General features: G+C 48.8%; 17 protein-coding genes, 1 tRNA gene and 1 pseudogene. 4 read left to right on the top strand and 15 right to left on the bottom strand.

The window, feature by feature from the left end:
* Positions 1 to 9: 9 nt before the first annotated feature.
* Both QGT73_RS17480 and QGT73_RS17475 read right to left on the bottom strand, forming a co-directional pair.
* Complete coding sequence (locus QGT73_RS17480) at positions 10 to 612, bottom strand: IS630 family transposase (protein WP_123618631.1); 603 nt, start codon at positions 610 to 612, stop codon at positions 10 to 12.
* Positions 609 to 926 carry a helix-turn-helix domain-containing protein gene (locus tag QGT73_RS17475; RefSeq protein ID WP_425278376.1) on the bottom strand — a complete coding sequence of 106 codons (318 nt, stop codon included), beginning with the start codon at positions 924 to 926 and terminating at the stop codon, positions 609 to 611. Before QGT73_RS17475 ends, QGT73_RS17480 begins: the two co-directional genes overlap by 4 nt.
* Before the next feature lie 546 nt (positions 927 to 1,472).
* On the opposite strand from QGT73_RS17475, the gene QGT73_RS03175 reads away from it, so the two are divergent.
* From QGT73_RS03175 to QGT73_RS03160, 4 genes are read left to right on the top strand one after another with little or no spacing between them, the layout of a single operon-like run.
* The gene (locus QGT73_RS03175; protein WP_123406635.1) at positions 1,473 to 1,934 is read left to right on the top strand and encodes a hypothetical protein; all 462 of its coding nucleotides are present in this window, start codon (positions 1,473 to 1,475) and stop codon (positions 1,932 to 1,934) included.
* Positions 1,931 to 4,024, top strand: coding sequence for a TonB-dependent receptor (locus QGT73_RS03170; protein WP_123406633.1), 2,094 nt, complete (start codon positions 1,931 to 1,933; stop codon positions 4,022 to 4,024). Before QGT73_RS03175 ends, QGT73_RS03170 begins: the two co-directional genes overlap by 4 nt.
* A gap of 7 nt (positions 4,025 to 4,031) precedes the next feature.
* Positions 4,032 to 4,706: a hypothetical protein gene (locus tag QGT73_RS03165; RefSeq protein WP_123406631.1), complete on the top strand. Its 675-nt coding sequence runs from the start codon at positions 4,032 to 4,034 to the stop codon at positions 4,704 to 4,706.
* A 29-nt stretch (positions 4,707 to 4,735) separates the two neighbouring features.
* Entirely contained in the window at positions 4,736 to 5,317 is a 582-nt protein-coding gene (locus tag QGT73_RS03160) for a hypothetical protein (RefSeq protein WP_280121391.1), read from the top strand.
* Between the two features lie 119 nt (positions 5,318 to 5,436).
* Here QGT73_RS03160 and QGT73_RS03155 read toward each other — a convergent pair whose 3' ends face one another.
* The 13 genes and pseudogenes from QGT73_RS03155 to QGT73_RS03095 all read right to left on the bottom strand — a co-directional run bounded on the left by QGT73_RS03155 (position 5,437) and on the right by QGT73_RS03095 (position 23,296).
* Complete coding sequence (locus QGT73_RS03155) at positions 5,437 to 6,171, bottom strand: hypothetical protein (RefSeq protein WP_280121390.1); 735 nt, start codon at positions 6,169 to 6,171, stop codon at positions 5,437 to 5,439.
* A 5-nt stretch (positions 6,172 to 6,176) separates the two neighbouring features.
* A complete protein-coding gene (locus QGT73_RS03150) occupies positions 6,177 to 7,124 on the bottom strand; it encodes a relaxase/mobilization nuclease domain-containing protein (RefSeq protein ID WP_280121389.1) in 948 nt (315 codons plus the stop codon).
* Positions 7,105 to 7,503 carry a plasmid mobilization protein gene (locus tag QGT73_RS03145; protein ID WP_280121388.1) on the bottom strand — a complete coding sequence of 133 codons (399 nt, stop codon included), beginning with the start codon at positions 7,501 to 7,503 and terminating at the stop codon, positions 7,105 to 7,107. Before QGT73_RS03145 ends, QGT73_RS03150 begins: the two co-directional genes overlap by 20 nt.
* A gap of 167 nt (positions 7,504 to 7,670) precedes the next feature.
* Entirely contained in the window at positions 7,671 to 8,087 is a 417-nt protein-coding gene (locus QGT73_RS03140) for a DUF3408 domain-containing protein (RefSeq protein ID WP_280121387.1), read from the bottom strand.
* Between the two features lie 704 nt (positions 8,088 to 8,791).
* A pseudogene (locus QGT73_RS03135) lies at positions 8,792 to 9,999 on the bottom strand (primase-helicase family protein).
* Positions 10,000 to 10,011: 12 nt separating this feature from the next.
* On the bottom strand, positions 10,012 to 10,326 hold the full coding sequence (locus QGT73_RS03130) for a helix-turn-helix transcriptional regulator (RefSeq protein ID WP_280121386.1): 315 nt from the start codon (positions 10,324 to 10,326) through the stop codon (positions 10,012 to 10,014).
* Positions 10,327 to 10,626: 300 nt separating this feature from the next.
* Positions 10,627 to 11,631 (bottom strand): DUF6043 family protein, encoded by a 1,005-nt coding sequence (locus QGT73_RS03125; protein ID WP_280121385.1) that lies wholly within the window; start codon positions 11,629 to 11,631, stop codon positions 10,627 to 10,629.
* A gap of 663 nt (positions 11,632 to 12,294) precedes the next feature.
* Positions 12,295 to 12,367 (bottom strand) — tRNA-Phe (locus tag QGT73_RS03120).
* Positions 12,368 to 12,756: 389 nt separating this feature from the next.
* Positions 12,757 to 14,190, bottom strand: a complete 1,434-nt coding sequence (locus tag QGT73_RS03115) for a glutamate synthase subunit beta (RefSeq protein WP_280121384.1) — start codon at positions 14,188 to 14,190, stop codon at positions 12,757 to 12,759.
* A 33-nt stretch (positions 14,191 to 14,223) separates the two neighbouring features.
* The gene (gene gltB, locus QGT73_RS03110) at positions 14,224 to 18,699 is read right to left on the bottom strand and encodes a glutamate synthase large subunit (protein ID WP_280121383.1); all 4,476 of its coding nucleotides are present in this window, start codon (positions 18,697 to 18,699) and stop codon (positions 14,224 to 14,226) included.
* A 22-nt stretch (positions 18,700 to 18,721) separates the two neighbouring features.
* Positions 18,722 to 20,083: an ammonium transporter gene (locus QGT73_RS03105; protein ID WP_280121382.1), complete on the bottom strand. Its 1,362-nt coding sequence runs from the start codon at positions 20,081 to 20,083 to the stop codon at positions 18,722 to 18,724.
* A 325-nt stretch (positions 20,084 to 20,408) separates the two neighbouring features.
* Positions 20,409 to 21,227 (bottom strand): DUF4249 family protein, encoded by an 819-nt coding sequence (locus tag QGT73_RS03100; RefSeq protein ID WP_280121381.1) that lies wholly within the window; start codon positions 21,225 to 21,227, stop codon positions 20,409 to 20,411.
* Positions 21,228 to 21,232: 5 nt separating this feature from the next.
* The gene (locus tag QGT73_RS03095) at positions 21,233 to 23,296 is read right to left on the bottom strand and encodes a TonB-dependent receptor plug domain-containing protein (protein WP_280121380.1); all 2,064 of its coding nucleotides are present in this window, start codon (positions 23,294 to 23,296) and stop codon (positions 21,233 to 21,235) included.
* Positions 23,297 to 23,307: the final 11 nt, after the last annotated feature.

The following is a 23,307-nucleotide window of genomic DNA, read 5'->3' as shown; positions in this document are numbered from 1 at the left end:
ATTGATATGTTAAGCCGCAGGTCTACAGAAATTAATCATGTATCGTTTACCAACGTTGGAGAGGATGTCTTCTACGGTGGCGAACAAGACGTGTTTATCTCCGTAGAGATGGGGCTGTATCCATTTCCCCTTCATAATTCGCCAAAGAGTTTCAGCGATGTTGAGGTGTGGGGAATAGGGAGGGAGATAGAATATGTGGAGACCCCTGTCCTTCCATCTTTGAAGGCAGTCCTTTACCTTGCGGCTCTTGTGTACGGAGGAGTTGTCGAGAACCACAACGGTCTCTTTAGAGATTCCGAGGGAGAAGTCTTCCATGAATTCGATAAACTTGTCGGAGTTTATGTTTTCGGTGGTCGTGAAGCCGTGGTAAGTATTGTTGCGGTCTATCATTCCGAAGATGTTGAGCCTGCCGCACTTGTAAACCGGCACACAGAAATCCTCATCTTTGAATTTCCATGCATAAGGCACATATCCTTCGGTGCATACATGACTTTCATCTCCGTAATACAAATCAATGAATCCCGATTCCCATTGACGTTCAAGCTCTTGCAGGAGTTCCTTCTTATAAGCGTACTCCTGCGGCGAGGGTGTCCCTTTGGGCGTTTTTCTTATACGTCCAAATCTTGCGCCATCAAGGATAAAAAATTCCTGAAGGCTCCGTCCTTGATTTGTTTCCCGGTAGCTTCCTCCCAGGCTGCCCTGGCTTTGGAAACACTCTGGCGATGCTTTCGTATGGCCTCTCTCACCGCCTCCTTGTCCTTCTTGGTGCTGATAATGCGCTTTCGGCCATTCCCCGGTTTGTTTCTCAGTCCCGCAATTCCATCGGACTGGAATCTTTTGACCCAATGCATTACACGCTGGTATGTTTGTCCTGCCCGTGCTCCTGCAGCTGCATTGCTCAGTCCATCCGCTTTGCCTAACACCATAAGGCATCGCATCCGGAACGAGTGGGTAGAGCCATTCCGGTATCCATTTTCCAGAGCAGTTCGTTGCTCCTCGCTTATATTTATCTTCGTTGCTTGTCTTGACATAATTGGAGAGATAAGTATATGTAAGACAATAACGTTTGAAAATGGATTTCATTGCATTAATTCTTTAATAAAACATACTTATCTCATTAAGATTAATGGCGATAATAAGATTGAGATAAATAAGGCTTTCACACAATCAAGAAGCGGTGCTAACCTTGTTCAGTTGCTTTTTGACGGTACACAGTTGGAACCACGCTATTTCCATGCTCCCGAATCAATGACAATGACTATTTCTGCAAACAGTCTTTCCAAGTTCTATCTATACCAACTTTCATTCGGTATATCTTCCGATTCTGATGCCGGCACTGTCATTGTGGCCGGAGTGCAATCTCCCTGCCATGCTTCCTTTTATCGAATATACACTGGAGAAGGTAATCAGTCAATGTCACTCAAAGGCAAAAATCTTGTCGGCGACGGAACGCTGTCCGTCACAATTTCAGAATGAAAGCGGTAGTATTATCACTTCTTACCATATTGCTTGTGTGCCTTTCTTCATGCGAAGGGCGCACGGGCTATCTTGACGAGGGTCAGGAAAACACCTTGTCAATGCTGACTGGGAACGAGTGGGTTGAGGTATATGCTGATTACGGGCTCGGAAACGAGCAAGTCATTGAAGATAGAACGTCCATATATTATTTCGACCTTAAAGGGAAAGGCTGGTTTGCTGTCGGCTCTTTGAAAGATGAAACCGTGAAAGAGAATGTAAGATATTTTCAATGGACTTTCACTACTGAGAATTTCGCTGTCATTCAGACAGCCGGAAATGCAATGGATGGCTATTGGCTTATCAAAAAGCTCACACCAACGGAATTGTGGGTGCAATGGTCAACCCACGACCCGGTACTTATCCCCAATCAAACAACCACATTCTATAAATATAAAGCCCGCCCGACAAGCAAATGAAAACCAGACTTATCATATCATCCCTTGTAGTGTTTTCATCGTTTTCAGTGAAAGCACAGGAGGTCACCGACACCATAAAGTCGCAAGAACTTAATGAAGTAGTAGTGCAAGCACAAATGCAACGCACTTCATCGACAAAGTCAACATACACTCCTACAGGTAAGCAGAAGAACGCGGCTCAAAATGCCGTGGATCTTCTCCGGCAGATGGCCATTCCTCAAATAAGGATAAATCCGATTGATGAGACCGTGACAGACAATGTCGGTGGCAACGTAGCCATTTACATCAACTTCCTTGAAGCCTCAAAAGAGGAAATGGAGGGACTGCGCACAGCTGATGTGAGGCGTGTGGAATATCTGGAATTTCCTACCGACCCTCGTTTCCGTGGAGCAGAGAGAGTAATCAATATCATAGTGCAGGAATACGCCTACGGCGGTTATACCAAAATCACAGCAAATGAAAATTTCCTTGTAGGTCTGTCAAGCCGTGTCAACATTTTCTCGAAGTTTACTTACAAGAAGATGACTTACGACCTGTTTGCCGGTGCCAATAACTGGAACAACCATCATATTGGCAACACGACTGAGGGCATCTACCGCCTTACTGATAACGACGGCAAGGAATATTCCGTAACACGCAAGGAGACTCTTGAATCATCACATTATAAGCAGAATCAATATCCCGTTACTTTCCGCGCCACCTACAATAGCGACAAGATTCAGATACGCAATCTGCTTGCGTTTACAAACTTAGGCGTGCCAACCAATGAATATTCCGGCAAACTGGAGTATTCACCAAATTCTGCTCAGGGATATTCTTTTGACAGAAAGAATCCGAACCGTTCCAATTCAGTCGCTTATTCAGGAACATATTTCTTCGCTTTACCAAAGGGCTTTTCGATTGATTTCTCGCCGTCGTTCAACTATACCCACGGCAATGACTATACCGATTACGCGGCATCATCTCAGCCCACGATATACCGCCATGCCAAAGAGGATGCTTACAACTATCGTCTGAATTTGTATATCAGAAAAAGTTTAGGGCAGAAACATTCCATTATGTTAGGAGGCAATGGTGGTGACAACATCAACCGTCTTGAATACACCGGCGACAACGGATATAGAGACAGATTCCATAACGCTTTTGCCGCAGGAATGGTCGGCTATAATTTCCAGACACAGAAAATATCGGTCAACCTTGATGCCGGTTTCGCTTGGGAAAACAGCGATATAAATGGAAAGACGAACAGTGACACGTATCCGTTCACACACATAAATGTGCGGTATGTCCCGAATCAGCGAAACAGTTTCTCCGCCTATTTCCAGTATGCTACAAACAGCCCCGGCATATCGGAGAAATCTTCAGATTTACTCCGAGATAATGAACTTATGTATATTACCGGCAATCCATTATTGGAAAATTGCAGACACACAACAGTGAACCTCGCATATACATGGATGCCGTCAAACGCTTTCGGCATGAGTGCCTACGGACGCTATTTCGGTATGTATGACCGTCAGTTGCTTGTCTATACACCATATCAGGATGGTAAAGCCCTGTTACGGTCATATATCAACGACGGCGATTATCTCAACGGTGAGATTGGATTGGCTGCTAACTGGAAACTGCTCAACGGAAAACTCCAGCTCTATGCCAATCCCAGTCAATCATTCTACAAATCAACCGGCATTTTTAACGATAACTGCAATTCGTTCCGAGTGACGGCTCAGGCAAGCTATTATCTCGACAGCTTCTATTTCCAAGCCTATTACGAGAGTCCTAAGAAAAGCATGTTCACTTCTTCTCCCCGGATAAATAAAGGTCGGAATTTCCATAGTGTGACTGTCGGTTGGGCAAACGCCAATTGGAATTTGCGCGTAATGGCAGCCAACTTCTTCAATAAAGGCTGGGACGGTGCGACCAATACAACAGCCTCACCATATTATAACGAACAGCAGACTATCATCGGTACATCATCACACCCTCGCATAAACTTCACCGCCACTTATACATTCGGCTACGGCAAGAAAGTACAACGCGGCAATGAAGTAGGTGAACAATCAGGCGCAGCCTCCGCAATCTTGAAATAAAACGGATATGAAGAAATTTTTGATACTTTTTGCTTTATTGTTGCCATCACTGGAAATCTTCGCTCAGAAAGAAAAAAATCCGTTTACCGCGACGCTTTACGGCGGTATCTACCTTAACAACGATCAGGCATGGTCGATAGAGCCGTCTATCGCATGGCACTTTCATAAATACATGGGTGTGGCTTTCGGCATGGAGTTGACCTCTCAATATAATCAACCAAGCAGACAGACCACAATAAACGGCAAAGAGGCAAGTTTGACGGATAATGAGAAGAATATTGCTTGGATTATTTTCAAACCAACTGTAATTTTCAAATCTCCAAATCTTTTGAAAAATAAAGAATACATACGGTTGTGGCTTCAAGCCGAGCCGGGAATCAGTCTTGCCTGTCCTTTCAGGAATTCACTTACATACGACATCTATGATATAAAAGGGGATGTTGGTACAATGGTAGATTACATGAAGTTTCCAAACAAAGGGCTTAAATGGTTTTATTGGAACGCAAGGCTATCTATTAATGTCGCTTTTGACTGCTTTGTGGTTGGTGCCGGATATGGCATTTCCAACCTCGACTATTACTCCGGACGCAGGAATGTGACGCTGCAAAATGGCTCAAAATTTTGGGTCCCGAAAAAGGAATTGAGCCAAAACATATTCCTGTCCATAGGCTATCAATTCTGACATTTTTATTATACTTTTTTCGCAGGAAGATGAAGAATATAAAAAAAGTAATTATTTTGCTGATATTTATAGTGCTGTTATCTTGCAATAAGATAGTTGCAGAAACTCCGGTAGTTCAAATGCTTGAAGGAGAAATCAGAGCCGGTTTGACTACCCCGATTGGTGGCTACCATACAGGGAAAGCGCAAATAAGCGCCTCTCTCGGCATTGAGGGTCGTTACAACATCAAAGGTACTCCGTGGGATTGCGGACTGATGCTTGATCTCTCCACCGCAAGACGCGGATATGAGCATCTGTATAATGACGGCTATGACCGCTGGCAAAGCAACCGTACTCTTGCATTAGCTCTGACAGGCGACTATAATTTGCGTCAAGGTACCAAGATAAATCCATTCGCGGGAATGGCGTTAGGCGCTGGCTTCAATGACGTAGTGGGAGACAAATATTTTCCGACAAAAGGTACGTCCTTTTATGCAGCTCCAAGAATCGGTGTTGAGTTTCTCTATCATATAAGAGTATGCGCACAGCTTAATCTATGTCGAAAAGGATATAACAACTTTAGTCTTTCATTGGGATTTGTGCTTGGTGGCCGTCCCAAAAAGAAAAATTGAAAAAACAGCTAATCATACCAAACCCTGCGGCTCCCGGAAAATGTCGGGATTCGCATCAAAAAAAGACCACCGAAAAAAATGATATTCATTTCTCGGTGGTCTTTACTATTTAGCCCGAACTATTTTTCGGTCGGATTAAAGTAGAGGAAAGTCTTGTCGGTTTCGTTTTTATGCTCCCGATGGCGGATAAGGTTCTTGATGCTGTCCTGCTCTTGGGGTGTGCCAGTCAAAAATTCTCTCTCATGGTTCAGTAATAACCGGAGTTCTTCTTCGGATTTATAGAGAGTCCGTTCTCTACGGTATAGCCATTCCACCTCCGTGAGTTTGTCGTTTTGACCAAGAAGATAGAAGAAGCCATAGCCGAACACAATATTGAATAAAAGGGAGACAGCGAAGAAGATATAGAACCACCGGGGGATTGATGCCCATATCGTACCGTTGGAGAGGTTGCGGACGCGATAGTTTAACCTTTCGGCAGAATCCTCCAACTTGGAGTATCGCTTTGCGAACGCTTTGTCGGCGCATTTCTGTGCGACTTTCTCAAGCGTGTCTTCGTCAATGACGGGATTTGACATCTTTTCCACTATCGGCCAGATGCCTTCGGTGACGGTCTTCACCGTGATTTTTGTTTGGGCTGTCAATCCCTTTTCCAGCAATTTAGAAAGGGATTCCTTCGTAGCTACGTTGTCAGGCACAACAACAGTTATTTCCGGCGCAGCCGCCGATTGAGGCGGAGGCGTTGCCTGTGACCGGGTTTCAAGTGTCGCGATGCGCTCCGTGTTGTCGGTTACCTTCCTTTGCAGTCCGTCAAGCTGCTCGCCTTGTTTTTTGACGGTATCATACATGTTTGCCATAGTTTCTAAAATCTAATTCCTTTTTTCTTCTTTTTACGTCTGTTCATCTCACGAGCAAATGCCTCTTCCTGCGGGTCGTAGCCGGGTCCGACCTTGAACAGATCCAGACCGTTTCCGATGACTGCCTCCGCAACCGCCTCGACAACATTCTGCTGTTTCGGCGGTTCTTGTTGCCGATAGACTACTTTCGGCTGCGCCACAGACCTCTCGCTTTGACCCTGCTTGCGGTTCAATTCAAACAGGTTGTTAAGTCGGCGATAGGTGAAATGTTGGTCAATCTTGCTGCCGTTCACCGTTATGTCACCGTCGGTAAACTTCACGCCGATATGTTTTCCGGTGTCGCGGTCATCATGGAACCTGACCTCAATCCCTGCGCAGTCAAGCCGACGCATGAACTCATCCCAAGATTTGCACCCATAGATTGCGGCGCGTATCTTGTCACGGAACTCCGGAATTTTGTCCTCATATTTCTGCTTCAGCGGCGAGTATGTGAGGCCGTATTTGTCTTTAATGTCTTTCACAACCTTGTCGCTCCGCTTGAAATTGTTGCGCTCATTGACCGCCTTTCCCGACATATTCACGCGGTTATAGACGATATGGAAATGCGGATGTTCCGTTTCCAAATGGCGCACGACAAGGTATTGAGTATCGGTTATGCTCATGCCTTGCATATACTCCTTTGCGAGTTTTGCCATGAAATCATCGGTCAGCCTCGGTGCGTCCGCCTTGTCAAAACTGATGGATATATGTCCGGCAGGGGCTTCCTTATCGGGCATGAAACCGTGCGCCGCCTCAAATGACTGTACCATTCGGCGATAGTCGAGAGTGAGAATATCGCCGCTGTCAATGATACGCCAAGTGTCAGGTGTGTACTCTTTTTTGTCGTGGAACTCGCGTGTGACATACCCCACGACATCATGAAACGAACCGCTTTTAAGTATTCTTGCAAACATAGTCAGCCTCCCTGTTTGGTCTTAATTTTCCGAGAATTTCCCAGAGTGTGTCGATTACTTTTAGTAGTTTCTGCGCCGCCCTGTGCATTTTCAGGGTGTTCAACCACGTTATAGCCTGATTGAAATCAGGGCTTAGGCGCAGTATTTGCTGTGAGATTTTCATCTCGGTTTCCGTCAGTCTGCTGACGATTGTGAGCCGGAACGCCCCGTGCCTGACGAACTCGGCAATCTTCACGCCGGAGGCTTTTGCCCTCTTGCGGAGGTCGGAGTATTCGGCCTCGGTCAGCTTGATTGTCACGACACGGTTCCTTCTCTCTTCGGTCGGCTTGGAGGGGCGACCGCCCTTGTTTGTATGGGTCACTTTCATTGTTGAAGTCATTTAATTGATTGTAATGGGGGAAGGCAAAGAGCGGCTTGTTCCGCGCAGTTTCGGGTTTCGTTTTCGGAGAAAAAGAAATCCCGAAACATATCCTTGCCTTCCCAATTCACTCCGTTTCTTGTGAAGCTGCCCCACGGTGTACCGGGTGCAGTGGTTCACTGCGATTTTCAGAGCTTGCGCCACGCTTCCACTTTCTGCCGGATCTCGGCGAGGTGGTTGCTGATTATGGAATTGGCGTAGGCGGTGGTGTTCGCTTTGCTGTCACCGATGCGACGCACGATGTAGTCAAGCTCGTTCCAAAGGTCATCGTCAAGAACGACAGTGTGACGCTTGCTGATTTTGAACGGCGCGAGATAGGCAGCCTTGTAGCTGTCAAGTTCCTCGCGGCTCTGCTTGCGGCTCATCCTCGTTGCCTTGGCTTCATCGGGCGCATCCGATGTATCGGGTTGAACGGTTGCAGTCGTTGCACTCGGTGTAATGACTGTATCGGTTGCGTCAAGTTCAACCGTTGAAGTTGGCTCAACGGCTACATCCGATAAATCGGTTGTACTTGGTTCAACCACTACGTTTGTTTCAGCCGACATATTGGTTTCATCAGTTCTATCCGATTTCTTCAGTATATCGGTGACACATGATTGGTATCTCGTATGGGTTGCACCCGGTTCATCTGATTGAGTCGCCGGCTTTGTTTCATCGGCAATGCCGATTTCATCAGTGAACAGTTGGGGTGATTGCATCCGGGCAACTTGATTTGTGTTGTCAACCGGGTTCACCGACTCAACTGAAACTGCTGATTTAGCCGATTTCTTCTTGTTGGACGATTTGGGTTGCTTCACGGAGTTATCGGGTGTGCCGTTCAACTGAGTTGAATCAGGCACGGAATTTACTTGCTGAATATGTTTCATACTTATATCTGGTTTGAAGAGTTTGTGAATACGCCGGATTTTCCGACAATTTCAGTTCCGTGGTGTCGCGCTTTCCTGTCGCTGCGTTTGCCCAGCAACTGATGATTGTGTTGAAATTGATAATTCGATGAAGAGAGGGTGTAACTATCTGCTGAATAGTTCGTTATTTTCTCATCGGCATTTCATCAATATTTTTATACCAACGAAAAGAAGAAGTAAACGGGTCAAAAGAGAAATTCATTTCCGATATTTTTTCTTTTCGGTGGTTCTAATCATTGTTGAGCCGATGATGAATGGGCGATGAGAAGAAAAGCCATTGACTGCTATGCTCTTATATACCTTTTCATCAATTCATCAAATTATCTAATCCAACGAGAAAAAAATTAAAGGTTCTCAAGCATCTGCCGGGTGACGGTGTAGAAGCGTCCAACCTTGCGGCTCTCAACGTATGCAGGTTCGTTGAGAAAAACTCCTATCTGGTATGTCGTGTATGAAGCGAGTTGGGAGATGGAGATAATTTCCAACACTCCTGTATCACCTTTCTCAGTGCAGTTCGGTCTGCCTTGACCCGTTGGTAGTCGAAGAGGTTAAGAATGTCGTTAATGCAGAATGACACGGCATCCACATTCTTCGTCACCATTATGTCCATAAGCAGCTCGGCGAGCTCTATCTCCACGCGGTTGCGGTTGGCGCGGATTATCCGCTGCAATGCCTCGGTGTCGGTCAGTGCAGGGTCAAACCACATACGGCTTTTCTCGGTGGTGGATAACGGTCGCTCAGAAAGATGGTACAGAAACGCGGGTATCTCGGCTTTTACCTTGTCGAGAAATGCCGTGTCATCGTGTTGCAGCCGTTCAATCTTCCTGACCCAATAGCGCGTTTCGCCGGGATCGATGACAACAGGCAGATACTCGTTGTTGGAGCAAAGCACGAACTTTGCGAAGAAACTCACCTCCTCGCGGTCTTGACCTTTCGCCTCCATCTTGTAGCGGTAGGTGGTGGAAAGTTTTTTCAGCCGTTCGGAGTCCTCGCGCTTGTTGAGCAACACCTCATCGACCACGATGATAAGTTTGCCGTTCTAATCCGAGTTGAACTGACTGCGGAAGCTTTCGTTTGTGTTGAAGGTCACATTGGCCTCAAACAATGCTTTGAGAAAGTTGAGGAATGTGGATTTACCCGTATTTCTTTCCTCCGACACAAGAAGGAGTATCGGAAGTTTCTGCAACGGCATCGTGTAGAGCAGTTGCAGATAGTCAAGACCGAGGTCGTACTGGCTTCCGAAAATATGCCGCACAAGAGCCTCGATTGTCGGCCACTCTCCCGGCATGGGGATATGGCTGATTGGTGAGTAACGGTTGAGGAATGTGCCGACAACGGGCTTGTAGTCGATGTGTGCCGGAACACAGCAGAAGCCGTCATACTTGGGAATGTTGGCAAGAAAGTCCTTGCCGTAGTCCTGCCGAATAGTCTATATGCTCCACGGCATACGGCACTCCGACAGTTCGCCCATAGCGTTGGGGCGCATGACGGTCTTGTAGTAGGTAGTGGCAATCCGCACAAAGCGGTCTTCCTTGATCTCGTTGTTCTCCATAGTGTTCAAGGATTAAGATCTCGCGCCACGCTCGGCGATTACGCGGGCCACATCGCTCTGGCGGTAAAACGCTTTCTTGCCGACCTTGACAGGAACGAGGATTTTGTTTCTTCCCCAGTTCCAAAGCGTGGTGTGGCACACTCCGAATTTCTCCATCACCTCCTTCTTCGACAGCAGGGCTTCCTGTGCCGCGCACACCATTGGGGTGAGCAGCTCCGCTTTCGCTGCCGCGATGGTCTGGTTCACCAAGAACAGCAGGTCTTCGGGGGTGACGCTGATGGTAATCCCGGTGACTCCGCTTTTAACTAACTCTAAAAGATTTTGCATAGGCAAATACTGATGCCGCCGGATTGTTAGGACCAAACGGTTTCGGCGGGCGTTATAAACCGTTCGGCCACCGCTCCCGTCTGGAACGGCGGTGCAAAGATAATGGGCAACTGCCCGCTTTGCAATAGTTATAACGCTGCAAATCAGCAAAATAAATTCGTTTAATTTCGTTCATTTAATTAAACGAATAAAACGAAATAAACGGTTTCAGAGCCACTCGCCGGAAAACAGGAAAAGCCACCCGACCGATAGGGTCAGATGGCTTCAGTTCCTTTGTAAAATCAGTTGGGTTGTATGTTTTCAGGCAACGGCCTTCTCAAATAATTGCGTTATCATTTCAAAATCCTTTTTGGACTGTCCTATGTCGATAATCCTTTTACCTCCGCCCATAGGCATGAGCAATTCATTGTGCGCCTTCTGCACACTTCTTACGCCGACAAACTTATGCTCCGTAAATTTTTCATTCAGGGCATCGTGGAAAGTGGTGATGTCGCAGTCCTCGATATGTGAACCTTCCTTCAAGAATATAAACAGCAGGGCAAGATGGTTGCCTTTGGAATGCTGTCTGATGACCCGTGCAATCCCGTCAATTATTTTATCGGTATTGGTCGGTATCAATTCCTCAAGCGGCTTGCGGATTCTCTTTCTGCCCCGTTGAGCAGGCATCTTGATGGCTTCCTCTTTTTTCTCGGAGGTCGCGGCTTCTTCAGTCGTATCCACAACTGTATCTTCCGCTTCAATATCATTGTCAAACTCCGGCATAGTGGAGTCTGTCACAGGCAATGTCAGCCCCATTGATTTCTGCACCTGACGGAATTTCTCCCAATCCTCTTTTGTGCGGTGACCGAGTGCTATGCTCCTTTTGATGGCGGCGCGGATTATGAGTCGTGCCATGCAACGTGACAGGAAGCCTGAACTTTTCTCTTGGATCAGATCCTCGTTGTAGGCAACCATCACTTCCCAACTCTGACCGAAATATAGCCACGCCAACATAGCAGGGACAATGGACTCCGGATTGCCGGACTGAAAGTCGTTGAGAATTGACGTACCTATGTCTGCATCGGCAAGCACCTTTTCAAGAGAGCCGATACTGTCTTCGCCACCGTCGGCGATATGCGACATAAGGGCGGACGCATATTGCGGCGCAATAATCTGGGCGTATTGGAATATTACTTGAAATCCTTGTCGGTCGCGTCCGCTTATCTCATTGGCGAAAGCGCAGTATTCCTCTCGGTGGCTGTCAAGCCACTCTTTGATAAGTTCCTTGAATCTCTCGTGTGTTATAGTTCCGGGCTGAATCTTCATAAATTAAAAGTGGAATCGTGAGGGCCTTCATTAACCCACAACAATCAAAACCTTCAACTATACCGGAATGTTCACGCACATACTTAAATATATATATATACTGAAACATGACTATCGAATCACATAGTCTGTTCTCGAAGAAGACCAAATTGTCTTACCTAATGTATAGGAAACATGATATTCAAAATATGGATTGGTTGAAACAACCCCTTTCTTAGCGGATTTCCAAACTTTTATCCCTTTTATTTCCACCAAGCACTTCTCTCCTTTCAGTACCGAATGGATGCTTTCGAATAGCTGATGAGTAAATCTTACTGGAATAAAATCTTCATGGAATCTATATGGCGTGCCATTCTCGTCGCAACTAACTATCTGTTGACAATTCTCTGGTGTGATATTTACATTAAAGAGCACTCTTCTTCCGTTAATGATGTCGCACAGTTGAAAATCGTTTACGGTTAGATGAAGAATACTCCTAAGTATCGCCATGTTGAATTAAATTTTGTTAAAGAATTCAGTTCCCTTTCATTCGTTACCGTTCAGCACCGTCCAAGGCCATTCAAACGCGATATTGATAGTGACTTTTGTAGTGACTTTGCAGAATAGTGACTGAATGAAAAATCGCTAACAATCTGTAATTTAGATTATTAGCGATTTTTGAGGTGGTGCCACCAGGAATCGAACCGGGGACACAAGGATTTTCAGTCCTTTGCTCTACCAACTGAGCTATGGCACCGTGTTTTTCTCTTTTGCGTTGCAAAGGTATGGACTTTTATTGGTTCCTGCAAATTTTTCGACAATTATTTTTCAAAAAAAATTTCACTTTTTTGAACACGATACGGTTAAAATCGCGTCTACCACCTATACGCCAATGCATTACATCACTCCGCGAAAGACAAACTTTTTTTGCTCTCTTTTGTTACTTCTTGTGCTCTTGATGAAGCCATGACCATTGTATCATACAAAAACAGTGTTTTATTGATGAGATTATTTCAGGAAATTTTGAGTGGAATTTCCGATTTTTACATTCACTGATATAAAAATCACGACAGCGATGACAAAAAATGTGTGACTACCCACTTTTCCGACACCGCCGTCGTGCTCCAACAGTATATAGCTACATCATCAGTTGGCTGTACTAAGATATGCATGGATGCCTTTGGCCGCATCACGGCCGGCTGCGATGCATCTTACAACGAGAGATGCTCCTGATGCCACATCACCTGCTGCAAAAACTTTATCCACATCGGTGGCGTGCGTCAACGGATCAACCTTTACATTGCCGCGCGCATCCTTTTCGACACCGAGCTGGTCAAGCAGACCTTCAGCGAGCGGATTGGTGAATCCCATAGCCAGAAGCACGAGTTCGGCTTTGATTGTCGACTTACGCCCCGTGTGCACAAGATTCATACGGCCGTTAGAAGAATCTTTTTCCCACTCTACCTCTTCAACCTCAACTTCGCTTACACACCCCTTGTCGTCCGGGATGAAACGGCGAGTATCAAGAAGCCAACGACGGTCACACCCCTCCTCATGGCTGCTTGAGGTCTTAAGCACCACAGGCCAGTAGGGCCACGGCGTGTCGGGATTATCATCTACCGGAGGTTTGGGCATTATCTCTATCTGCGTTACCGAGATGGCTCCCTGTCGATGCGATGTGCCCACACAGTCACTGCCTGTGTCGCCACCGCCTATCACAAGGACATTTTTCCCTTTGGCTGTCACACGTTCTTTTTCGGTAAACTTACGGCCGGCATTGACGCGGTTTTGCTGCCGGAGCAGTTCAAGGGCGAAGTGCACACCCTTGAGTTCGCGCCCCTCGACCCTAAGGTCACGCGGCTCTTCAGCCCCGATAGCCAGACACACGGCGTCATAGTCTTCGAGCAGTTGTGTTGCCTTGATGTCACGGCCTACATTCACACCGCATCGAAACTCTACCCCCTCGGCCTCCATCAGTGCTACACGACGGTCAATGACACTTTTGTCGAGTTTAAAGTCAGGGATACCAAACCGGAGCAATCCCCCGGGAGCCTCATTCTTCTCAAAGACGGTCACACTGTGTCCGCGACGGTTGAGCTGATTGGCACATGCGAGTCCGGCAGGTCCGGAGCCTATCACTGCCACCCGTTTGCCCGTACGCTGAGTCGGAGGCTGAGGCTTCACACGCCCTTCGGCAAACGCCCGCTCCACGATGGCAAGCTCATTTTCACGCACTGTCACAGCTTCATGCTGCTTGTTGAGCACACAACCCTTCTCACACAAAGCCGGACACACGCGCCCTGTAAATTCAGGAAAGTCATCGCTCATCGACAGAAGCGCATATGCCCCCTCGATGTCATCCATATAGAGACGGTCCTGCCATTCTGGCTGACGGTTGCCGAGCGGACAGCTCCAGTGGCAAAAAGGCACACCACACTCCATGCAGCGCGACGCCTGTTCGCAACGTTCCACGGCATTAAGGCGCATCTCCACCTCGTTATAATCCTTCACGCGCTCTTCTTTCGGACGATAACCGCCCTCTTTGCGCGATATATTCAGAAAAGCCTTGGGGTTTCCCATTTTTTCTTAATCTACTTTTTATAATACTGTTTTTTAACTCTTCCTCTCAGCTTCGAGCACCTTTTTATACTCTATGGGAATCACTTTAAGGAATTGGCCCACGTATGTATCCCAGTCGTCAAGCATCCTCGCAGCCAGGGGCGAGCGGGTATGCTTGTAGTGGGCCGATACCAGACGGTGCAACTCGCGGTTGTCCGATACATTTTCAATCAGCGAGAGTTCCACAAGCTCCATATTGCAGAAATAGTCAAAGTCGCCATTAGGATTCCATACATAAGCAATGCCGCCACTCATACCGGCCGCAAAGTTTCGTCCGGTCGTGCCAAGCACAACTACCCTGCCACCGGTCATATACTCGCAGCAATGGTCGCCTACACCCTCCACCACGGCAGTGGCACCCGAGTTGCGCACGCAGAATCGCTCCCCTACCCGACCGTTGATATAAATCTCGCCCGATGTGGCTCCGTAGAGCAGCGTATTTCCGGCAATTATATTATCCTCAGGAGCAAAGGCCGACCCGACGGGTGGGACTATCACAATCTTGCCGCCCGAAAGCCCCTTGCCTACATAGTCGTTGGCATCGCCTTCAAGCCTGAACGAGACACCATGCGCCAGAAACGCTCCGAAGCTCTGTCCGGCCGAACCCTTGAATGTACAGCGTATCGTATCGTCTGACAGTCCGTTCTCGCCATACTTCTTGGCCACATCTCCCGAAAGCATCGCTCCGACCGAGCGATCGGTATTGCAGATGAGAAACTCCAGTTCAACCGGCATGCCGGATGACAGTGCTGGGAAAGAGCGCGATATAATCTCGCGGTCAAGCACATGCTCGATCTCATGCTTCTGCTCTGTAATATTTATTATAGCATTGTCGGCAGCCTCCTCGGGTATATAAAGTATCTTGCTGAAATCGAGACCCGGAGCCAGCGCGGCGCGCATCCTGTCGTTGACACAGAGCATATCGGCACGACCAATCACATCATCCAGTCTGCGCACACCGAGCGAGGCCATCGTCTCGCGTATGTCGCGGGCAAGGAAGCGGAAGAAGTTGACCACATACTCCGAACGCCCGATGAAACGCTTGCGCAGCTCTTCATTTTGCGTAGCCACGCCTACGGGACATGTGTTCATGTGACATTTGCGCATCATGACACATCCGAGCACTATCAGAGCACTTGTGGCAAATCCATATTCCTCGGCTCCAAGCATCGCCATGATGAGGACATCACGACCGGTCTTGAGCTGACCGTCGGCCTGGAGTTTCACCTGTCCGCGCAGATTGTTTATCACAAGAGTCTGTTGAGTCTCGGCCAGACCTATCTCCACCGGCACACCGGCATAGCGTATGGAACTTGCCGGCGAAGCACCCGTACCGCCGTCGCTGCCACTGATGGTTATCAGGTCGCTCTTGGCCTTTGCCACACCGGCGGCGATGGTCCCGACACCGCTCTCCGAGACGAGTTTGACGCTCACCTTGGCTTGCGGATTCACATTCTTGAGGTCAAAAATCAGTTGGGCCAGGTCTTCGATTGAATAGATGTCATGATGAGGAGGGGGAGAAATGAGTGTAAGTCCGGGTATCGAATGACGGGTCTTGGCGATAATCTTGTCAACCTTGAATCCCGGCAACTGGCCGCCCTCACCGGGCTTGGCTCCCTGCGCTATTTTAATCTGTATCTCATCAGCATTGACAAGATACTCGGCCGTTACGCCAAAACGTCCGGATGCCACCTGCTTGATAGCCGAACGTGCCGATGTGCCGTCCTCTCTCGGAACGAAACGGGCGGCATCCTCGCCTCCCTCTCCGGTGTTGGAACGGGCTCCTATGGCATTCATGGCTATAGCCAACGCCTCGTGGGCCTCACGGCTGATGGAACCGAACGACATGGCACCCGTAACAAAACGGCGCATGATATTCTCCTCCGATTCTACCTCATCGACAGGTATCGGCGTGCCGGGACGAAACTCGAGGAAGTCTCGGATAAATATAGGAGCCGGCTTATTGTCGATCAGAGCGGTATACTCCTTGAATTTCTTATACGACCCCAGACGCGTGGCAAGCTGTAGCGTAGCTATGGTCTCGGGATTCCAGGCATGCTCCTCACCATCCTTTCTAAACGAATACTGGCCGATAAACGGGAGCGGAGCCTGCGTGTCAAAGTCCTTGCCATACGCCTCGGCATGCGCCATAAGTATGTCGCGTGTCATCGCCTCGAGACCGATGCCCCCGACCTTCGACACTGTATCGCCGAAATATTTACGACACAATGCGTCAGAGAGACCTATCGCCTCGAATAGTTGCGCGCCTTTGTAGGATGTAAGCGTCGAGATACCCATTTTTGACATCACTTTAAGCAGCCCTTTGTCGACAGCCTTGATGAAATTATGGCATGCTGTGGAAAAATCGAGCTGTATCTCTTTACGCTTCACCAGATCGTCAATCACGGCAAACGCCAGATAAGGATTGATGGCCGAAGCACCATAGCCGACAAGCAGCGCGAAGTGCATTACCTCGCGGGCATCGGCGGTCTCTATCACGAGAGCGGTCTGGACACGCTTCTTTTTGTCTATGAGATGATGATGCACGGCCGAAGTGGCGAGCAAAGCCGGTATCGGAGCATTGTTGGCATCCACACCGCGGTCTGACAATATCACATAATTGCACCCCTCGTCGACAGCCTTCTCGGCATCCTCACACAGCCTTTCAATCCCTCGGGCCATCCCCTCGGCACCCTCGCTGACCGGAAATGTCATGGAGAGTTTGCGTGTAATAAAGCCCTTGTAGCGCAGATTGCACAGCAGGTCAAGCTCGCGGTTGGTAATTATCGGACGTTTGAGCAACACCATCTTGCAGAGGTCGGGCGACAGTTCGGTCAACGAGAACTTCACGGCTCCGATATAACTGTCAAGACTCATCACCAGCTCCTCGCGCAGCGGGTCGATAGGAGGATTGGTCACCTGCGCGAAATGCTGGCGGAAGTAGGTATACATAAGCTGCGGCAACTCCGAGAGCACGGCGATAGGCGTGTCCTTTCCCATCGAGTTGACCGGTTCCTTGCCATCGGCCGCCATCGGGGTCATGATCTTCTCGACCTCCTCGCGATTGTAGAAAAATACCCTTTTAAGGCGGGCGAAATCGTCTACACTGTCAGCCACTTTACGTCCCGAAGTGATGGAGTCGAGGCTGATGCGGTTGCGTGACAGCCAGTCGCGATAAGGGAAACGCGACGCAAGCTGTTCCTTCAGCTCGTCATCATAATATATCTTGCCCTCCTGCATGTCGGCCATCATCATCTTACCCGGACGCAGACGCCCCTTTTCGCGTATCTCCGAGGGATCAAATGGCAACACGCCTGTTTCCGAGGCGAGCACTACCGTGTCGTTTTTGGTGATGAGATAGCGCGCCGGACGCAGACCGTTACGATCAAGCATACCGCCGGCATAGCGGCCGTCGCTGAACAGCAGAGCCGCCGGACCGTCCCAGGCCTCCATCAGACAGGAATGATACTCATAGAAAGCCTTGAGTTCGGGCGAGATGGGATTCTTGTCATTGAACGACTCCGGCACAAGCATGGCCAGAGCGTGAGGAAGCGACATTCCTGCCATGACGAAATACTCAAGCACATTGTCGAGTGATGCCGAGTCGCTCATGCCAGGCTGCACTATCGGAGTCATGTCGCGGCCTCCGAAAGGCGCGTCATTGAGTACAGCCTCACGGGCTTTCATCCACAGTCGGTTGCCCTGTATGGTGTTAATTTCACCGTTATGTCCGAGCATACGGAACGGCTGGGCCAGCGACCACGTCGGAAAAGTGTTGGTCGAAAAGCGCGAATGCACGAGTGCCATTGCCGTCGTGAAACGCGGATTCATGAGGTCGGGATAATAATATCTGAGCTGGAGGCTCGAAAGCATACCCTTGTAGACTATGATACGCGAAGAGAGCGACACAATGTAAAACTCCTCTTTGCCGGCAATATCGCCCGAGGCCGCTATTTTTTTCTCCACAGCCTTGCGCAGAAGATAGAGACGTATCTCTATCGGGTCGTTTGTCTCTTCGTCCGAAACGAAAATCTGCCTGATGGCCGGTTCGGCCGAACGGGCCACCGAGCCGAGTTGCTCGTTATTGGTAGGCACGTCGCGCACAGCCATAAGTTTGAGTCCGAGCTGCAGGGCCTCGCGCTCTATCACATCGAGTATCATGGCCTGCGACTCCTCATCCTTGGGCATAAACACGAGTCCCGTGCCGTAACGTCCCTTCTCTGGTACAGGGATACCCTGAAGCAATATAAACTCATGGGGCACCTGTACCATTATACCCGCGCCGTCGCCGGTCTTCGGGTCGGCCCCTTCGGCTCCGCGGTGCACCATATGTTCGAGCACCTGCAAGCCCTGCTCCACCAGTCGGTGGCTTTTGATACCTTTTACATTGACAAGCAATCCCACGCCGCACGCATCGTGCTCAAAGCGGGAATCGTAAAGTCCACGTGTCTGATTGTGGTGTGTCTGCATTATCTTATAACTTCTGATTTTTTCAATTCTCTTCAACTCCTCTGAACCAGTCGGCCTCCGTAGGCAGTTCGGTCGAGGCTCCCGACTCATATTCCTCATTGTGCTGCGATGCATCAAGCCCGACTCGCTCGTTCCACTTGCTCACACGCATGGGTATCATCTTATCGGTCAACCAATAGAGCATGTAGCTCACGCTGAAAGTGTAGACAAACACTATGCCGAGCACAATGATGTGGTTGAGGAAAAACTCACCACGCGAAATCATGTCGGGATCAGACGATGCAAAATAGTCATAGGCAAATACTCCTGTGAGCACCGTGCCGATGATACCGCCGAGCCCATGAGTCGGGAATACATCGAGCGCATCGTCAAGCACTCGGCTGTAGCTTTTCCATGACACAGCCATGTTGCAGCATACAGTGATAAAAAACGCAATAAATATGCTCTGGCCTGTTGTGACCCAGCCGGCACAGGGCGTGATGGCCACCAGTCCGACCACTGCTCCTATAGCTGCACCCATCGCCGAGGGTTTGCGTCCGCGCATGGCATCAAGGGCTATCCACCCCACCATAGCCACGGCTGCGGCGGTATTGGTATTTAGAAATGCCGATATGGCTATGCCGTCGGCCGCAAGTGAAGAGCCTCCGTTAAAGCCAAACCAGCCTAACCACAGGAGAGCTGCCCCAAGAAGCACAAACGGCACATTGGCCGGTTTGTTTTCCGATCCTGCGTCTCTGCGCTTGCCTAAAAACATCGCTCCGGCAAGAGCGGCCACTCCCGATGCGGCATGCACTACGATACCACCGGCATAGTCATGGACATGCATCATGCCGAAAAGACCCTCAGGATGCCATGTACAGTGGGCGAGCGGACAATACACTACCACTGTCCAAAGTATCATAAACAGCAGATAACCCGAGAAATGCACTCTCTCGGCAAATGCTCCCGTGATGAGCGACGGTGTGATGATGGCAAATTTCATCTGAAACAACGCAAAGAGTGCCAGTGGTATGGTTGTAGTCACCAATCCTATCTGAGACATTTCCGACGACGGATCGGTGACATTTCTGACTCCGACGTTTTTCATCATTATGAAATCCATGGGGTTACCGATCACATGGGCTATATCGTCACCAAAAGCAAGCCCGAAACCAAACACCACCCATATCACACTCACAAACCCCATTACAATGAAACTCTGCAACATGGTCGAGATGACATTTTTCTTACGAACCATACCACCATAAAAGAATGACAGTCCCGGCGTCATCATAAGCACAAATATCGTGGCAGTAATCATCCACGCCACATTGGCCCACAAATGGTCACCCGACAAGTCAAACTGTCCCTCCTGCGCATCGGTACGCAATCCTACAAAACTCATTACAAGAAGACTCGCCAAAACAAGGAGCCAACCTAAATTTACCTTCTTACCTAAAACTTTCATGACCTGTCATGAATTTAATGTGTGAAACCTATTGATGGATTGCCGCAACAATCCGACAAACTCTTAAAATTTGTTTATCTCGCCACAAATGTAGAGCTTTGCAATTAAATACGCAAGAAAAATTGCATTTTTCTTTAAAAATAGGCAAATTTTAGACATTTTCCATATATTCATCCCTGTTTCACGACACAAACCAAGACAGTCTGACCGTATAATAGAAAAAAGCAGGTGCTGTGACTTTATTCGCAGCACCTGTTGTAAATTATTTTTTTGACCGACCGTATTCAGGTATTTCGTCAGGATGAAACTCCATGTAATCCGAGACAGGCGACGAGGCCATAAAGTAACCGAGACACCTGTCTCCGCTAAACATCGCCGGACCGTTGCTGTTGTTCTGCAAAGCCTCAAGATAATCATGCATTTCTCCTGAAATTTGCATGACGGTAAAAGTAATCACATCTCCGTCATACAATACATCCTCTTCATCCTCTTCGTCAGTATCCCTGCGCGTAGTCATCGTTGCGACAGTGCATATTCCGTCGACGACACCGCGGTCGTCCGTCTCTCCCCACATATATATTTCGCCGTTACGGTAAAGTTTTATCCAGTAACAGTCTCCGTCATACGCCGCATTGTCATAAAAACGCCCCTGAAACACCGCCACATAATCATAGGGCATCTTGATCCAGTTAAACTCGATACTCTCGATTTGAGTCGCCGGATACATTGTCGCCATAGCTTCATAACGGCAATCCTTCCGCTCAACCGTCAACCGGTAATCGTGCCCGGCTATTCCCGACGTCGTATTGACAAAATAACCGTCGGCATCTGCATGGAGGTCATATGTCGCTCCGTCAGTCAGATCTGTCAGAGTCACGACCGCATCCGTAAGACGTGTACGGTCCATAGGCTCCCCCATAGGCGTGGTCATGGTTATGCCCACTCTCGCGCCGTCGGGAGTGAGTTCAGCCTCTATGACAGGGAGCGGGTCGATGTTGTGATAACTGATGTCGAGCTCCTTCTCACACGAAACGAGGACCGCCATCAAGCCTATCGACAGTAAAATATTATGTAGTCTCATATCTATCAGAATTTTAATGTATACGACACTGAAGGAACGATACCATACATAGACTGTTGCACCGCACGTGTGCCCGAAGGTTTGGATGGGTCATCCTCAAAATACACTACAAACGGATTATACCTGCAATATGCATTATAGATACCGAAAGCCCATTCATATGTAAACTTCCTGCCTATATGCGTATACGTGGCCGACAAGTCAAGACGATGGGTCGGCGGAGTCATATATGCGTTTCTGCGTGAATAGTAATAACAGGTCATCCCGCCTATCTCATATTTCACATCAGGGGCTGTAAGCGGCTGTCCCGACAGATAAATCCATGCCCCTGACAGACTCCAACGGTCAGTCAGCCGATAAATTGCCGTTATCGAAAAATCATGCCGGCGGTCATTGGTGGCGTTATACCACTGCCCGTCATTGATACCGGCAATCCTGGTTTGCGTGCGGGAGAGCGTGTAGGCCACCCAACCGGTCAGACGTCCCGCATTCTTGCGCAACATAAACTCCGCGCCATAGCTGCGCCCACGTCCTCCGAGTATAATGCTCTCCAACGCTATGTCAGAGAACGCGCTGCTGCCGTCCTTAAAGTCATAGACATTGGATATACTTCGGTAATAACCCTCGGCCGACCAGTCAAAAGCTCCGTCCATGGTCATGCCACTGTAGCCTATGCCATACTGCCGCGACCTTTCTGGCCTTACGCATGCCGAGGTCAGCGCGTAGCGGTCAAACGGAAATGATGTGCTGCTCGAACGTATGGCGTGCAGATTCTGAGTCGAGATTCCGGCTCCGGCCTTCACATTATGTTGCGGGGTGATATTGTATTTGATATTGACGCGCGGCTCGGCCTCGATATATGTCTTGCCGTCAAACTGACCGGTAACAGTGCCGGTGCTCATAAACTCATGAAAACGTCCTGCCGACAAGACCGAGGCGACATTCAGACGTAAACCGGCCGTCACATCTATCTTTCCGCCAAACGAGCCGGAATAATCGGCCCACACCGAATTTTCCCACAGCGAGCGTATTTCCCTTTCCCTCGCCGCATTGATTATCCATTCGGCTGACTTCACTTTGAGCAGTTCCGACCGCAGCCCCAGTTCTACAGCATGATTGTCATCGGGTTGCCATCTCATCCTCTCGTTAATAGAATAGTTATGGATATAAGTCCACATCGTCTCGTTCATATCCATTATGTCCACTCCCATTTCGGGATTGAAACGGGTCAGTGCGACAGAGGTTTTGAACGATAGATTATCACCGGCCATGGCCGTCCAGTTGACCGAGCCGCCAAGGTTGCCCCAATACATGCCCATAAGCTCCGACACAGCCATATTGTCACGGCTTATAAAAAACGATGCGTCCACCAGATGGACCGGCGAAGGACGGTAACGCACCTTGGCCGTGACGTCATAGAAATTCATCACCGTCCCACGATACTCCGGCACCATTTCGAGAAATGCATCCACATACGAGCGACGGGCTGTGACGGCAAACGACAGCTTGTCTCTCACAATCGGTCCCTCGGCCTTTATCTTTGCGGCAAGTATGCCTATCGAGGCCGAGCCATGAAACTCCTCCATATCTCCGGCAGCAAGAGACATGTCGAGCACCGAAGATGTGGCTTCGCCATACATGGCCGGCATCGCTCCCTTATAGAGCGTAGCCCCGCTAAGAGCCGCATCGTTGAATGTGGAGAATATTCCCATCACATGCGAAGGATTATATAACGAAATGCCGTCAAGCATCACGAGATTCTGATAAGCGTTACCTCCTCTGACCTCAAATCCGCCACCACCTTCTCCTTCGCTCCTCACGCCGGGCAACAGTGTTATCGACTTTATCACATCAGCCTCGCCTCCGAAAGAAGGTAGCCGGGTCAACTTTGACAATTCAAGTTGCTCAGCTCCCAGCCGCATACTGCCGATGCGATGACGGGCTGAATTATTGGTGACAACAACCTCCTGCAACTTCTCGCTCATGACGCTGTCAGCGGGCTCCTCGGCAGCCCACGCCGCGACAGCCCACAACATTACCAGACTTAATACACCTGACCTCCTCGACATAAAATTCGTAT

It is taken from the genome of Duncaniella muricolitica (assembly GCF_910574735.1).
In the GTDB taxonomy this organism is placed as follows: Bacteria; Bacteroidota; Bacteroidia; order Bacteroidales; family Muribaculaceae; genus Duncaniella; species Duncaniella muricolitica.
This window is presented reverse-complemented; position numbering and strand designations above follow the sequence as displayed.